At 72.7% G+C, this 14455-nt stretch carries 10 protein-coding genes; 5 read left to right on the forward strand and 5 right to left on the reverse strand.

The features are described from left to right. Positions 1–187: 187 nt before the first annotated feature. From KUM40_RS23485 to KUM40_RS23500, 4 genes are all read right to left on the reverse strand, one after another. Positions 188–1234 carry a hypothetical protein gene (locus tag KUM40_RS23485; protein WP_254395520.1) on the reverse strand — a complete coding sequence of 349 codons (1047 nt, stop codon included), beginning with the start codon at positions 1232–1234 and terminating at the stop codon, positions 188–190. Between the two features lie 149 nt (positions 1235–1383). Further along, positions 1384–1830, reverse strand: a complete 447-nt coding sequence (locus tag KUM40_RS23490; RefSeq protein ID WP_217168072.1) for a hypothetical protein — start codon at positions 1828–1830, stop codon at positions 1384–1386. Next, a complete protein-coding gene (locus tag KUM40_RS41625) occupies positions 1830–4514 on the reverse strand; it encodes a multicopper oxidase domain-containing protein (RefSeq protein ID WP_217168073.1) in 2685 nt (894 codons plus the stop codon). The genes KUM40_RS23490 and KUM40_RS41625 overlap by 1 nt, the downstream gene beginning before the upstream one ends. After that, complete coding sequence (locus tag KUM40_RS23500; protein WP_217168074.1) at positions 4498–5775, reverse strand: TIGR04053 family radical SAM/SPASM domain-containing protein; 1278 nt, start codon at positions 5773–5775, stop codon at positions 4498–4500. The genes KUM40_RS41625 and KUM40_RS23500 overlap by 17 nt, the downstream gene beginning before the upstream one ends. A 346-nt stretch (positions 5776–6121) precedes the next feature. Between KUM40_RS23500 and KUM40_RS23505 the strand changes: the two genes are divergently transcribed. From KUM40_RS23505 to narI, 4 genes are read left to right on the forward strand one after another with little or no spacing between them, the layout of a single operon-like run. Next, complete coding sequence (locus KUM40_RS23505) at positions 6122–9826, forward strand: nitrate reductase subunit alpha (RefSeq protein WP_217168075.1); 3705 nt, start codon at positions 6122–6124, stop codon at positions 9824–9826. Between the two features lies 1 nt (position 9827). Further along, on the forward strand, positions 9828–11384 hold the full coding sequence (gene narH, locus KUM40_RS23510) for a nitrate reductase subunit beta (RefSeq protein ID WP_217168076.1): 1557 nt from the start codon (positions 9828–9830) through the stop codon (positions 11382–11384). Next, positions 11381–12193, forward strand: coding sequence for a nitrate reductase molybdenum cofactor assembly chaperone (narJ, locus tag KUM40_RS23515; protein WP_217168077.1), 813 nt, complete (start codon positions 11381–11383; stop codon positions 12191–12193). The genes narH and narJ overlap by 4 nt, the downstream gene beginning before the upstream one ends. Then, complete coding sequence (narI, locus tag KUM40_RS23520) at positions 12190–12948, forward strand: respiratory nitrate reductase subunit gamma (RefSeq protein ID WP_217168078.1); 759 nt, start codon at positions 12190–12192, stop codon at positions 12946–12948. The genes narJ and narI overlap by 4 nt, the downstream gene beginning before the upstream one ends. 4 nt (positions 12949–12952) lie before the next feature. Here narI and KUM40_RS23525 read toward each other — a convergent pair whose 3' ends face one another. After that, a complete protein-coding gene (locus KUM40_RS23525) occupies positions 12953–13690 on the reverse strand; it encodes an SDR family oxidoreductase (RefSeq protein WP_217168576.1) in 738 nt (245 codons plus the stop codon). 170 nt (positions 13691–13860) lie between these two features. Between KUM40_RS23525 and KUM40_RS23530 the strand changes: the two genes are divergently transcribed. Next, the gene (locus tag KUM40_RS23530) at positions 13861–14451 is read left to right on the forward strand and encodes a TetR/AcrR family transcriptional regulator (protein ID WP_217168079.1); all 591 of its coding nucleotides are present in this window, start codon (positions 13861–13863) and stop codon (positions 14449–14451) included. Positions 14452–14455: the final 4 nt, after the last annotated feature.

The following is a 14455-nucleotide window of genomic DNA, read 5'->3' on the forward strand; positions in this document are numbered from 1 at the left end:
CAGACACGGACACGGTCGCGCCCTCGTGTTCCGGCGGTGACGTGTCCCTCTGCTCGCTCAACTGCTGGACCATGCCGTCCGTCCTCTTCCCGTCACGCCGACCGATCACGGTGACCGGTCGCTGTGCCCGGCGCGCCGCAACGCGGGTGACCGCGAAGCCTGTCGGCCGTGCGCCGGGTTCTCGTGATCACTCTTGTGCCGCCCGGCGTCCCGGCGGCATGGGCCGGGGGTCCCGGCCGCCGGCCGGAGGGTCCCCGGGGAGAGGGCCGGGGGTCCCGGCGGCGCGCGGAGTACGGCCGCCCTCGGGTCCGTAGCCGAACCGGATCAGCAGGTGCGGGCAGTGGCGCCGCCGGGGGCCGCTCATCGCCGCCCGCAGGTCGGGCCACTCCATCGCCTGGTGCAGCATCGAGGTGCGCACCCCGTGCGCGGTCGCGGTCAGCAGCACGCGCTGCAGGGCCTGCCCGGCGCGCAGCCAGTCCTGCCGTCGGTCGTGAGGGGTCCACAACAGGCCTACCTGGACGTGGCGTTCGAACCGCAGGGTCGGCCGGCCGAGGGTGGGCAGCGGGGCGGCGAAGTCACGCATCGGCACGTGTCCGGAGCTGTCGCGGGGGCCCAGGGCGGTCGCGGGGATACCGAAGGGGGTGCCCGTTCCCGGTGCGGTGAGCCAGGCTCGGGTCTCGGCGACGCGCTCGGCACTGGCGGCGTTGCGGGCCTCGGCGGCCGCTGTCAGCCGCAGCAGCCGACGGCTCGCGACGATGTCGGGGACCTCCAGGTACGCCCCCTCCGCGCGGGCCGCGCCGGTCATCTCCGCCACGACGGGATCGGGCACCGGGCGGCCCGTGAAGGGCATCCGGCTGGTGTGGCGGCGCTCGACGGCTTCGTACAGGCCGGCGAGCCGCTGCGGCTCCCCGGCCGGCGACTGCTCGGCCAGCCGTACGGTCGCCAGCAGGCTCGGATCGCCCGCCGGCGCAAGCAGCTCGACGACCGGGGTCCAGCCAAGGTGGCGGGCGGCCACCCGGAGGTTGAGGACGGCCGCGCCCACCGACAGGTGCTGTGCGCGCCGTTCGGGGTCGGCGGACCTCAGCCACCTGGCGTGGTCGGCGCGTACTTCGACGGTCCGGCTGTCCGCCTCCAAGCCGAACCGCCAGGGCTGCGTGTTGTGCACGGACGGCGCCGCCACGGCAGCGGCGAGCAGGGTCTGGACGGCGGTGGCGTCGACTTCCCGGGTGTGCATGGCGGCTCCTTCGCGAAAGCTCTGCCTGTTCGTCCCAACCCTGCGTCGTCGTCGTGTCCGCGGCGAGGGTGGAACGGCCCCTCGGCCGCGGGCCGGGTGGCCCCCGCGCCGGGACCGCGCGGCACGTGCGGCTCCGGTGTGCGCGGATGTCAGGTCGCGGGCAGCGCGGTGGCCAGCAGGACGACTCCGAGCGAGGCGACGAGGGAGGCCACGGCCAGTGCGCGGGCCAGTGCGGCGCGGCCCTTGGCGTGGGCGACGCCGTGTCCGGCCGCGGCCAGCATCACCAGGGCGAACAGGCACAGTTTGGCCGCCAGGGCACGCCCGTAGCCGGGTTCCGCGAGGGAGGCCCAGGTGACACCCTTGTGCCAGGCCATGGCCCAGCCGGTGCTCAGCTGGGCAGGCAGGAACACCGCCGCGGTGAGGAGTCCGAAACGGCGGCCGACCCGTGCACCGAAGCGGTCCTTCGCCTCCGGTTCGAGCAGGTGGCGGGCCAGCGGCAGGACGACCAGCGTGAGGGCAAGCTGGCCGCCGACCCACAGGGCGGCTCCGGCGACGTGCGCGAACCGCACCACGGACCACCATCCGACGAGGTCCACTACTCGCTCACCTCGACCGTGCCCCGGGCTCCGGCCCCGGCGTGGCGCATGTCGTGGTCGACGAAGGAGTAGTGCCCCGCCTCGGGGAACGTGGTCTCGACGTATCCGCCCTGCGCCGGGGCCAGGTCGAGCACCTGGGCGCCGCCCGGGTCGTCGGGCCTCAGCAACTGGACGCCCTCCTTGTACACGGTGTCGAAGACGGTGCCGACGATGTGGAAGGCGACCCCGTCGCCGGGTCCCGCGGCGATCACCCAGAACCGGGTCCGGTCGCCTGCCCGCACCCGCAGGGGCCGTTCGGCGTACTGGTCGGCGATGCCGTTGAACACCCAGGCGTCCGGTTCGTGGCTGCGCAGCTTCGCGACCTGTGCCGCGCTGCCGGGCGTGCCGAGGTACAGCTCGGAGGAGACCAGGACGTACTCGTGGTCGACCTCCGCCAGGCCGGGCGGGTCGACGACGACCGCGCCGTACATGCCGTTGGCCATGTGCTGGAGCATCGGCGCGGTACTGCAGTGGTAGAGCCACGCCCCGGCCCGCTCGGCACGGAAGCGGTACCGGAGGCGTTCGCCGGGCTCGAGGGTGCGCATGGCGCGGTCGGGTGCGAGGGAGCCGGCGTGGAAGTCGATGCCGTGGCCCATGGTGTCGTCGTTGACGAGAGTGATGTCGAAGACGTCGCCGACCCTGCCGCGCAGGGTGGGGCCGGGCGCGCTGCCGCCGAAGGTCCACATCTCCTGGGTGACACCGGGCGCCACCTCCACCCGGGTGCGGGCGGCGCGCAGTTCGACCCGGTGGACCGTGCCGTCGGGGGCCGGGGCCAGGTCGGCGTCGCGGGGCTGCCAGTCGGAGGAGAAGTCGGCGGACGGGTCGAGGCCGTCTACCGCGCCGGCCGTGTGGCCCTCGTGCCCGTCGGCCTCCACGGTGGTCTCGTCGCCGTGCTCCGCGCCGGTGTTCTCGCCGATGTCGATGTCCAGGGTCATTCCGGCGGCCCGGTGTCCCGGCAGGGTGCAGTACGCGGTGCGGTCCTCGGTGACCCGGCCGACGTCGAGGGTGTGGCTCTGCCCGGTGTCGAGCATGGGCGTGGCAGGGCCGCCGTCCACCTTGAGGTCGTGGCGCATGCTGTCGCTGTTGGTCACCTTCAGCCGCAGGGTGGTACCGGCGGCGACCTCGATCCGGGCGGGGCTCACACGCATGTCCTCCAGGGTCACCGCGAGGGTGCGGGTGCCGGCGGTGTCCGCCCGGCCTGCCCCGGTGGCGGCGGCCGGCCGGTCGGGGCTTCCGCCGCTGTTGGCCACGAGGACGCCGACCAGTACGAGGGCCGTCCCCGCGGCGGTGCCCCACAGGACCGGCCGTCGCGCGAGCGCCCGTTCCCGGTGGGCCGGGTCCAGTACACGGCGTTCCCACAGCCGGGCCCGGCCCGCGCGGACGAGTACCGGCACGAGGAGAGTGACGAAGGCGGTTCCCGCCGCGACGGCCGCCAGTGCCCCGGCCGTGCCCACCGGGGCGGGCAGTGGCAGTGTCCAGAGCGCGACTCCCGCGTTGAGGAGGGCCGACCGCCATCGCCACCCCCGCTCGAAGGAGGCCCGCAGCGCGTTCCGCTCACCGGGGCCGGTGGCCAGCACGACCGGCAGCAGGTACGTCAGGGCACCGACGAGTACCTGGGCCACGAACCCGACGAGCAGCACGGGCACCAGGGACGCCACGTCGTCCCGTGCCTCCGCCGGCGGCCGGACGGCGAGAAGGGCCAGGTCGGTCAGGACGGCGAAGCCCAGCCAGCCCATCGCTGCGGCCAGCATCCACGCGGCGGCCGACGAGACCGGGCGCCGTGCCCGCACCGTCCGGGCGAAGAGCACGACGGCGACGGCCACCCCTGCGGCGTACCCGGCGACACCGACGACGGCGGCCGGCCGCCATCCCGCCACCAGCGCCGTGACCGCGAGGAGCAGGCCTGATCCGGTCAGCGCCAGGACCCGGCGCGCCGCCCGGGGGGTGTACTCGGCCATGCGTACGCCCAGCACGGTGGGCCAGAGCATGAACAGCGTGCCCAGCACGGGCAGTCCGATCCAGCCGAGCAGGGTCACGTGCACGTGGGCCAGGCGCAGTCCGGTGTACCACTGGGGACCCGCCCCGCCGGTGGCCAGCAGCCAGCCCGCTGCCGCACCCGCGATCAGCGCCAGGACGGCCACCCGGTAGAAGCCGACGACGGGGGCGAGCCGTCCGCCCAGCGCGCCCCGTCCGAGCGCGACCAGCGTCACCAGGTGCGCGCCGATGGACGCGACGAGCAGCACGCACGCGGCGCCGGTCAGCACGGGCCGGTCCGCCCACACCCCCGCCAGGACCCCGGCGACGGCGATGTTGACGCCGGCCAGGCGTGCGGCGCTGCCCCGGCGTCCGGGTCGGGGGGCGTGCAACAGGGCGACGGCGAAGTGCTCGCTCCAGACGACGATCGCGGTGGTGGCGGCGCCCAGGAGGAAGAGGTGGATGGCCAGCCAACGCGCCACCGGCAGGTTCTGCTGGGCGGCGGCGGCCGCGGTCGCCAGCAGCAGCCACGCCGCGATCAGGGCGTGGGCGGTCAGGTGGTGATCACGCGGCCGGGAGGCCCTGGGCCTGTCGGGCGGCGGGCCGAACACCGGGGCGGCCACGGGGACGGGGGCCGACGTGGGGGCGGGTTCGTCAGGGGTGTTCGACACGTTGCTCCTTGCCGCTCGCGGTGTCCGCGACATCCACACCGTCCGCGGCATCCACGTCGTCCTCCGCTCCGGCTCCGGGCAGCAGTGCGGCCAGTTCACGCTGGTGGGGAAAGGACCCGGGGACGTAGCCGCACCACGGTTCCTCGGCGTACGGGTCGCCGGTCGTGCCGTAGGCGCGGGAGCGTGAGCCGCCGCAGACCCGGCCGAACTCGCACCGCCCGCAGCGACCGCCCAGCCGGCCGGGGTCGCGCAGGCCGGTGAAGAGTTCCGAGGTGCGGTAGATCTCGGTCAGCGGCGTCCGGCGGACGTTCCCGGCGTCCATCGGCAGGAATCCGCTGGGGTGCACGCTGCCGGTGTGAGAGACGAAGACGAAACCCCGGCCGGCGTTGACGTCCAGCGGCGGACGGCGCACTCGCCGCTCGCCCCCGGCCGGCCCCAGTTCTTCGGCGCGCTCGCTCAGCTCCCGGTACAGGGAGCCGAGTCCGAGCGCTGCCACGGGGTCTTCGCCGGTACGCGCGAGGATCTGCCGTTGCAGGGCGACCCGGCGGAAGTGGTGTGCCTCCGTGGTCTTGGCGGGCACGGTGCGGCCCATGTCGTACACGAAGTTGAGTACGTCCTCGACCTCGCCGGCGGTGAGCGGTCCGAGACTGCGTCCGCGGCCGGTGGGGACGAGGAAGAAGGCGCTCCACAGCATCGCTCCGTGGTCGGCGACCAGGCGGACGATGTCGGGCAGGTCGCGCAGGTTGTGCCGGGCTACGGTGGTGTTGATCTGGACCTTCATACCGAGGGCTCGCGCGGTGTCCCAGGCGTCGAGGGTCAAGTCGTACACGCCGGGCACGCCGCGGAAGTCGTCGTGGAGAGCGGGGGTGGAACCGTCCAGGCTGAGCGAGATGCCCGCCGCGCCCGCTGCGTGCACCTCCCGCAGCCGTTCCTCGGTGAGGGTGGGGGTGCCGGACGGCGAGACGGCGACACGGACACCGATGCTCCTGCCGTGGGCGATGAGGTCCGTGAGGTCGGGGCGCTGGAACGGATCGCCGCCGGTGATGACGAAGAGCGGCGCGGGCCGGCCGAAGGCGGCGACCTGCCGCAGCAGTTCCCGTGCGGCGCTCGTGTCCAGCTCCCGGGGGTCGCGTTCGGGTACGGCCTCGGCCCGGCAGTGGCGGCAGGCCAGCGGGCAGGCCCGAGTGGACTCCCAGATCACGATGAACGGCCGCTGTGCCGCATCGTGCCGTTGGTGGCGGATCGCACGGGCGGTGCTCATCACGCGCCTCTCCTGGTCGGGTGCCCCCGTCGTGGGTGATCGCGTCCGGCCGGGGATGGCCGGCCGGACGCGTGACCGTACGGGCGTGCCCGGCGACGTGTTCCTCACCGCGGCCGGGGACGGGGGATTCACCGGTCGGCGGCCGTGGGACGCGTCGGGCCGACGGCACCGCTCGCTCGATCACCGCCAGCATGCACCCCGGGACATGCCCGGCTCGGCGCCGACCGGCCCCCGTCACGGGGCCGTTGGTCCCGGTGCCGGACGCGGGAACGGGGCCGGTCGCCCGGCGGGCGGGGACCGCTGGACCCCCGGTGTGCCCGGCGTGCGCGGCATAGCGTTCCGGGCCATGGAGAACGATCGTGAGGGGCGGCGCCGGCAGTCGGGCGTCGCGGAGAACTGGCCGCTGGCCGCCCGCAGGCTGCTGACCCGCCGGGAGGTGTCGGCCGACGGGCGTGCCGTGTTCGGCGAGGGCGACGGGCGATGGGAGGGCTTCTACCGCGACCGCTGGTCGCACGACAAGGTGGTGCGCTCCACCCACGGCGTCAACTGCACCGGGTCCTGCTCGTGGATGGTGTACGTCAAGGACGGCATCATCACCTGGGAGCACCAGGCCACGGACTACCCGTCGATCGGTGCCGACTGCCCCGAGTACGAGCCCCGCGGCTGCCCGCGCGGGGCGTCGTTCTCCTGGTACACCTACTCCCCCAGCCGGGTCCGCCACCCGTATGTCCGGGGCGCGCTGCTGAAGCTGTGGCGCGAGGCGCGGCGCCGTCTGGGCGACCCGGTGGCGGCCTGGGCGGAGATCACCGGCGACCCGGCGAAGGCACGGGCCTACAAGCGGGCCCGCGGCAGGGGCGGCCTGGTGCGCGCGGAGTGGGACGAGGTGAACGAGTTGATCGCCGCCGCGCATGTGCACACCGTCAAGGCGTACGGCCCCGACCGGGTGGCGGGCTTCTCCCCCATCCCCGCGATGTCGATGGCGTCGTACGCGGCCGGCTCGCGCTTCATGTCGCTGATCGGCGGCACTCTGCTGTCGTTCTACGACTGGTACGCGGACCTTCCGCCGGCCTCGCCACAGGTCTTCGGCGACCAGACGGACGTGCCAGAGGCGGCAGACTGGTGGAACGCGGGCTATCTGGTGATGTGGGGCTCCAACATCCCCGTGACCCGCACCCCGGACGCGCATTTCCTCACCGAGACCCGTTACAACGGCACCAAGGTCGTCGCGGTCGCCCCCGACTACGCGGACAACGTGAAGTTCGCCGACGAGTGGCTGGCCCCGCACCCGGGCACCGACGGGGCGCTGGCGATGGCCATGGGGCACGTGATCCTGCGCGAGTTCCTCGTCGACCGCGAGGTGCCGTACTTCCGCGACTACCTGCGCACCTACACGGACGCGCCGTTCCTGGTGACCCTGCGCGACAGCAACGGCCACGGACTCGTCCCGGACGGCTTCCTCTCCGCGGCCGATCTCGGCAGCGAGGAGGAGCACGCGCGGTCCAAGACGGTGCTCCTTGACGGGGCCACCGGCGAACCGGTGGTCCCCGGCGGCTCGCTCGGCTTCCGGTGGGGGGAGGCCGGGCGGGGCCGCTGGAATCTCGACCTCGACGGCGTGGAGCCCGAGCTGAGCCTGCTGGCGACGGCCGAGGAGACGGTGGAGGTGGCGCTGCCCCGGTTCGACGAGGGCGCCACCGAGGGCGGCTCGGTCATGGTGCGCGGGGTGCCGGTACGGCGGATCGGCGGCCGGAGCGTCACCACGGTCTTCGACCTGATGCTGGCCCAGTACGGGGTGGCCCGGCCGGGCCTGCCGGGCTGTTGGCCCGCCTCGTACGACGACGCGGACCAGCCGTACACGCCCGCCTGGCAGGAGACGATCACGTCCGTGCCGGCCGGGCAGGCGGCCCGGATCGCCCGCGAGTTCGCCCGCAACTCCGAGCGCACCAACGGACGTTCGATGATCGCGATGGGTGCGGGCACCAACCACTGGTTCCACTCCGACACCATCTACCGCGCGTTCCTGGCGCTGACCACCATGACCGGCTGCCAGGGCGTCAACGGCGGCGGCTGGGCCCATTACGTCGGTCAGGAGAAGGTCCGTCCGCTGACCGGCTTCCAGCATCTGGCGTTCGCCTTCGACTGGCAGCGGCCGACCCGGCACATGGCGGGCACCTCGTACTGGTATTTCAACACCGACCAGTGGCGTTACGAGGCCTTCGGGCCGCAGGAGCTGGCGTCCCCGCTCGGCGAGGGCAGGTTCGAGGGCAGGGCGTTCGCGGACTGCCTGGCGCAGGCGGTGCGCCTGGGCTGGACGCCGGGACACCCCGGCTTCGACCGCAATCCGCTGGATCTGGCCGACGAGGCCGCCGCCGCGGGCCGCCCGGTCGCCGAGTACGTCGTGGACGAACTGAAGGCCGGACGGCTGCGGTTCGCGGTGGAGGACCCGGACGATCCGGCCAACTTCCCCCGGGTGCTGACCGTGTGGCGGGCGAACCTGCTGGGCTCCTCGGGCAAGGGCAACGAGTACTTCCTGCGTCATCTGCTGGGCGCCGAGGCAGCCGTACGCTCGGACGAGACCCCGCCGAGGGAACGGCCCGAGGAGGTGGTGTGGCACGAGGAGGCACCGGAGGGCAAGCTCGACCTGCTGGTCACCCTGGACTTCCGGATGACCTCCACCGGGCTGCTGTCCGACGTGGTCCTGCCGGCGGCGACCTGGTACGAGAAGGACGACCTGTCCAGTACGGACATGCACCCCTTCGTGCACGCCTTCACCCCGGCCATCGCCCCGCCCTGGCAGTCGCGCACCGACTACGACACGTTCCTGGGCATCGCCGACCGGTTCAGTGAGCTGGCGGCGGAGCACCTGGGCACCCGCACGGACGTGCTGGCGGTGCCGTTGGCGCACGACACGCCGGACGAACTCGCCCAGCCGGGCGGGGTGGTGCGGGACTGGAAGTACGGCGAGTGCGAGCCGGTACCGGGGCTGACCATGCCGAAACTGGTGGTCGTCGAGCGGGACTACGCGGCCGTGGCGCAGAAGATCCGTGCCGTCGGCCCGCTCCTGGACACCCTCGGCACGACCACCAAGGGCGTCACCGTCCACCCGGACCGGGAGATCGAGGAGCTGCGGCACCGCAGCGGCACCGTGCGCGACGGCGTGGGCGCCGGCCGTCCCTCCCTGGCCACCGCCACCGACATGTGCGAGGCGATCCTCGCGCTGTCCGGCACCACCAACGGGCGGCTGGCGACCGAGGGTTTCCGTGAGCTGGAGCGGCAGACCGGCAGCGAGGGAATGGTGGAGCTGGCCGCCGAGCGCGAGGCCGAGCGGATCACCTTCGCGGACACCCGCACCCAGCCCCGGGCGGTGATCACGTCGTACGAGTGGTCGGGCTCGGAGGCGGGCGGGCGCCGCTACTCGCCGTTCGTGATCAACGTCGAGCACAAGAAGCCCTGGCACACCCTCACTGGTCGCCAGCACTTCTTCGTCGAGCACGACTGGATTGCCGAGCTGGGCGAGCAACTACCCGTCTATCGGCCGCCGTTGAACGCGATCCGGCACTACGGCGACGAGCATCTGCACGAGGGCGGCCGGGCGGCGGAGGTCACGGTCCGCTACCTGACCCCGCACTCCAAGTGGTCCATCCACTCGAACTACCAGGACAACAAGTACATGCTCGACCTGTCCCGGGGCGGCCCGGTGATCTGGATGTCCACCGCGGACGCCGAGAAGACCGGCGTCAGGGACAACGAGTGGATCGAGGCCTACAACCGCAACGGCGTGGTGGTGGCCCGTGCGGTGGTCACCCACCGGATGCCCGAGGGCACGGTGTACATGTACCACGCCCAGGACCGGAACGTGAACGTGCCGAAGACCGAGATCAGCGGCAGGCGTGGCGGCACCCACAACTCGCTGACCAGGCTGCTGGTCAAACCGACCCATCTCGCGGGCGGCCACGCCCAGCTCACCTACGCCTTCAACTACTACGGGCCGACCGGCAACCAGCGCGACGAGGTCACCGTCATCCGCCGCCGCAGCCAGCAAGTGGAGTACTGAGATGCCCCGTGCCCGTGGCGAAGCCACTGTCGGACGAGTGATGGCCCAGATCGCCATGGTGATGAACCTCGACAAGTGCATCGGGTGTCATACCTGTTCGGTGACCTGCAAGCAGACCTGGACCAACCGGACCGGTGTCGAGTACGCGTGGTTCAACAACGTGGAGACCAAACCGGGCATCGGCTATCCGCGCCACTACGAGGACCAGGAGAAGTGGAAGGGCGGCTGGAGGCTGGACCGCAGGGGTCGGCTGGTGCTGCGGTCCGGCGGCCGGATCAGGCGGCTGCTGTCGCTGTTCGCCAACCCGGACCTGCCGGCCATCGAGGACTACTACGAGCCGGTGACCTACGACTACGACAACCTGCTGAGCGCTCCCGCCGGCCCGGACATGCCGGTCGCCCGGCCGCGCTCGGTGCTGACGGGCCGGCCCGCCGCCATCACCTGGGGCGCCAACTGGGAGGACGGCCTGGGTGGTGCGCCCGAGCACGCGGGCGGGGACCCGAACCTGAGCGGCGAGTGGGCCGAGAAGGTCAAGTTCGAATTCGAGCAGACCTTCCTGTTCCACCTCCCCCGGCTCTGCGAACACTGTCTCAACCCCGCCTGTGTGTCGGCCTGTCCGTCCGGCGCCATGTACAAGCGGGTCGAGGACGGCATCGTCCTGGTCGACCAGGACCGCTGCCGCGGCTGGCGGATGTGCGTGACGGCGTGCCCGTACAAGAAGGTGTACGTCAACCACGCCACCGGCAAGGCCGAGAAATGCACGTTCTGCTTCCCGCGCATCGAGGCGGGGCAGCCCACGGTCTGCTCGGAGACGTGCGTCGGCCGGCTGCGCTACCTGGGCCTGCTGCTGTACGACGCCGACCGGGTGGGCGAGGCTGCGGCGGCCCTCGACGAGCAGGACCTGCTCGAAGCCCAGCGCGGCGTCTTCCTCGACCCGCGCGATCCCGAGGTGATCGCGGCGGCCCGGCAGTCGGGCATTCCCGAGGACTGGTTGGACGCGGCCCGCCGCTCGCCGGTGTACGACCTGGTCGCCCGCTACAAGGTGGCGCTGCCCCTGCATCCGGAGTACCGCACCCTGCCGATGGTCTGGTACGTGCCGCCGCTCTCCCCCGTCCTGGACGCCGTCACGGTGGCCGGCGGCGACCAGGACGACCCGGACCACGTGTTCGCCGCCGTCACCCGGCTGCGCATCCCGCTCGAATACCTGGCGAGCCTGTTCACCGCCGGGGACACGGACGTGGTGGGCGGGGTGCTGATGAAACTGACCGCGCTGCGCTCGTACATGCGCGCCGTGACGCTGGGCGAGGAGGGCGACGAGGCGGCCCTGCGGGCGGTCGGGCTGACCGCCTCCCAGACCCGGGACCTGCACCGGCTGCTCGCCGTGGCGAAGTACACCGACCGCTACGTGGTCCCGGCGGCACACAAGGAGGACGCGGCCGCGCTGAGCGCCGTGGAGAGCCGCTGCCCGGTGGAGTCGTCCGGTGAGCCGTCGTCCGGCGGCAAGGTCGCCCTCGGCATTCCCACCCTGCGCCGCGCGTCGTCGGAAGGTCCCGCATGAGCCCGCTGCCCACCACCGTCCCCGCCATGGTCCGCACCCGCGTCCGCGCGGCCGTCCGGCGCCGGGCACCGATGTCCCCGCAGGAGGCGGAGGAACGTGCGCTGGTGCTGCGTCTGCTGTCGCTGCTGTCGCAGTATCCGGACGAGGAGCTGTCGGCGCACCGGCCGCGGCTGGCGGCCGCCGTCGCCGCCCTGCCGGCGTCGCCGGCCGCGGACGAACTGAGCGCCTTCATGGACTGGTTCGCCGCCCAGGACTCCGAGGCGCTCGCCCGCCACTACGTCGAGACGTTCGACCTGCGCCGCAGGAGCAGTCTGTACCTCACGTACTACCTGCACGGCGACACCCGACGCCGGGGCATGGCCCTGCTCACCCTGGCCAGGCGCTACCGGGCCGCGGGCTGGGACGCCGACGCCGGGGAGCTGCCCGACCACCTGCCGGTCGTACTGGAGTTCGCGGCACTGACCGGCCCCGGCACCGGCGAGGCGCCGCTGCGGTTGCACCGGCGTGGGCTGGAGCTGATCCGGCATGCGCTGACCGAGTCCGGTTCGCCGTACCGGCACGTGCTGTCGGCCCTGTTGAGCCTGCTGCCGCCGACGAGCGAGGCGGACCGGACGGCTGTGGCGAAGCTCGCCGCCGAGGGCCCGCCCGAGGAGGAGGTGGGACTCGATCCCTACGGGTCCGGCCACGAGCACGGCACGTACGGGGAGGGCGAGTTCGCTCCGCCGTCCGCGTTCGTGCCGCCGACGGCCGCCCCGCCCACCCGGGTCCCGCGCGCAGCGGACGCCCCCCGCACGGAAGGGTGTTCATGAACACCGCGTCCTCGTTCCTCCTCGCCGTGTCCGCGGACGGCACCGACCTCCTTCTGTGGGTCGCCGTCCCCTACGTCTGTCTCGCCGTGTTCGTGGTCGGGCATGTGTGGCGCTACCGGCAGGACCAGTTCGGTTGGACCTCGCGCACCAGTCAGCTCCTGGAACACCGGTGGCTGCGCTGGGGAAGCCCGCTGTTCCACCTGGGCACTTTCATGGTGATCGCCGGGCACGTGGTGGGGCTGGCCGTGCCCGCCTCGTGGACCGGAGCCCTGGGCGTCGACGAGCACATGTACCACACGGGTTCCGTGTGGGCCGGTTCGGTCGCGGGTGTGGCCATGGTCGCGGGGCTCGGCATGCTGTGCGCGCGGCGGCTGCTGACCCGGCAAATCCGGCTGGGCACCGACCGCAGCGACAAGGTGCTGTTCCCGCTGCTGTCCCTGACTGTGCTGCTGGGCATCACCGCCACCGCCGCGCACAACGTCTTCGGCGGCGGATACGACTACCGGGGCACGGTGTCGGTCTGGTTCCGCGGCCTGTTCTCACTCGGCCCCCGGCCGGAGGCGATCGCCGACGCCCCGCTGCTCTTCCAACTGCACGCGCTGAGCGCCTGTCTGCTCTTCGCGGCCTGGCCGTTCACCCGGCTGGTGCATGTCTGGAGCGCGCCGATCGGGTACCTGGTCCGGCCCTGTCTGGTCTACCGGCGGCGCGGCGCCCCGGCACCGACCTCGCGGACCCGGCCGAGGGCCAGGTTCTAGCCCGTCAGTCCTGCGCGGTGGGGCGGACGACGATGTCGCCCACGTCGACCCCGGCGGGCTGCTCGACGGCGAAGGCGACCGCGCGGGCCACCGCCTGCGGCGGGATCGCGATCCGGTCCATGGTGTCGAGGATCTGGGTCCTGGCCCCGGGGTCCGGGATGCCGTCCGCGAAGTCCGTGCTGACGAAGCCCGGGGAGACGACGGTGACGCGGAGGCTGTCACCGGCCTCCTGTCGCAGGCCCTCGGACACGGTGCGTACGGCGTTCTTCGTCCCGGCGTAGACCGACATGAGCGGGACGATGCGCAGTCCGGCGGTGGAGACGATGTTGACGAAGTGGCCGGAGCCCTGTTCCCGGAAGACGGGCAGGGCCTCGGCGATGCCGTAGAGGACTCCCTTCAGGTTGACGTCGATCATCCGCTCCCAGTCGTCGACGCGGAGTTCGTCCAGGGGCGAGATCAGGCCGACCCCGGCATTGCTCACGAGGACGTCGAGCCTGCCGAACCGCTCACGTGCCAGGCCGACGAGGCCGGCCAGGTCCTCGCGCCGTGTCACGTCCGTGCGGACCCAGGCCGCCTCGCCGCCGTTCTTCTCGATGCGCAGGGCCAGGTCTTCGAGACGGTCGGGGCGGCGTGCTCCGAGGACTACCTTGGCTCCGCGCTCGGCGAGCAGGAGCGCGATCGCCTCGCCGATGCCGCCGCCGGCGCCTGTGATCGCCACGACCTTGCCTTTGATTCCGGCGATTTCGATGATTCCAGGTATGTCAGGTATTTCAGACATGCTGGGCAGTCCTTCCGGACGGGATGGGGGGCAGACCTCTGTCATGCCCTAGAGTGAAAGTGGAGGCGCCGCCACTTCATTCACAGTAACCGGGGACGCCTCCACTTAGCAACCGGTGACGAGGAGAGCCGCCCATGTCCGAAGCCACGAAACGTCCTCTGAGGGCCGACGCGCAGCGCAACCGGGACAAGATCCTTGCCGCGGCGGTGCGGGTGTTCAGCGAAGAGGGGCTGGACGCGCACCTCGAGCGCATCGCCAGGGAGGCGGGGGTCGGAAGCGGCACCCTCTACCGGAACTTCCCCACCCGTGAGGCCCTGATCGAGGCGGCGTACCGCAACGAGGTGGCCCGGCTGTGCGACTCCGTCCCGGGCCTGCTGGCGGAGCTGTCCCCGGCCGAGGCGCTGCGCGCCTGGACACGCCGCTTCATCGACTACGCCACCGCGAAGCTCGGCATGGCGGACGCCCTGCGGGCCGTCGTCGCCTCGGGCGGCAACCCGTACGCGGACAGCCGGGAGCTGATCCAGGCCGCCCTCTCGTCCCTCATGGACGCCGGTGTGACCGCCGGCGAGATCCGGTCCGACATCAGGCCCACCGACATGTTCGCCGCCCTGGCGGGCATCGCCCTCACCTCGGCCCGCCCCGAGCAGCGCGAGCAGGCCGAACGCCTCCTCGACCTCGTCCTGGACGGACTGCGGCCCACGGCTCCGCGCCCCGCACGACCGTGACCGT

It is taken from the genome of Streptomyces sp. AC512_CC834 (assembly GCF_019049325.1).
Taxonomy (GTDB): domain Bacteria; phylum Actinomycetota; class Actinomycetes; order Streptomycetales; family Streptomycetaceae; genus Streptomyces.

Excerpts from the sequence above, each read along its gene's own strand:
- narJ (WP_217168077.1), top strand. The coding sequence starts at position 11,381 with ATGAGCCCGCTGCCCACCACCGTCCCCGCCATGGTCCGCACCCGCGTC.
- narH (WP_217168076.1), top strand. The coding sequence starts at position 9,828 with ATGCCCCGTGCCCGTGGCGAAGCCACTGTCGGACGAGTGATGGCCCAG.
- KUM40_RS23505 (WP_217168075.1), top strand. The coding sequence starts at position 6,122 with ATGGAGAACGATCGTGAGGGGCGGCGCCGGCAGTCGGGCGTCGCGGAG.
- KUM40_RS23500 (WP_217168074.1), bottom strand. The coding sequence starts at position 5,775 with ATGAGCACCGCCCGTGCGATCCGCCACCAACGGCACGATGCGGCACAG.
- KUM40_RS23485 (WP_254395520.1), bottom strand. The coding sequence starts at position 1,234 with ATGCACACCCGGGAAGTCGACGCCACCGCCGTCCAGACCCTGCTCGCC.
- narI (WP_217168078.1), top strand. The coding sequence starts at position 12,190 with ATGAACACCGCGTCCTCGTTCCTCCTCGCCGTGTCCGCGGACGGCACC.
- KUM40_RS23530 (WP_217168079.1), top strand. The coding sequence starts at position 13,861 with ATGTCCGAAGCCACGAAACGTCCTCTGAGGGCCGACGCGCAGCGCAAC.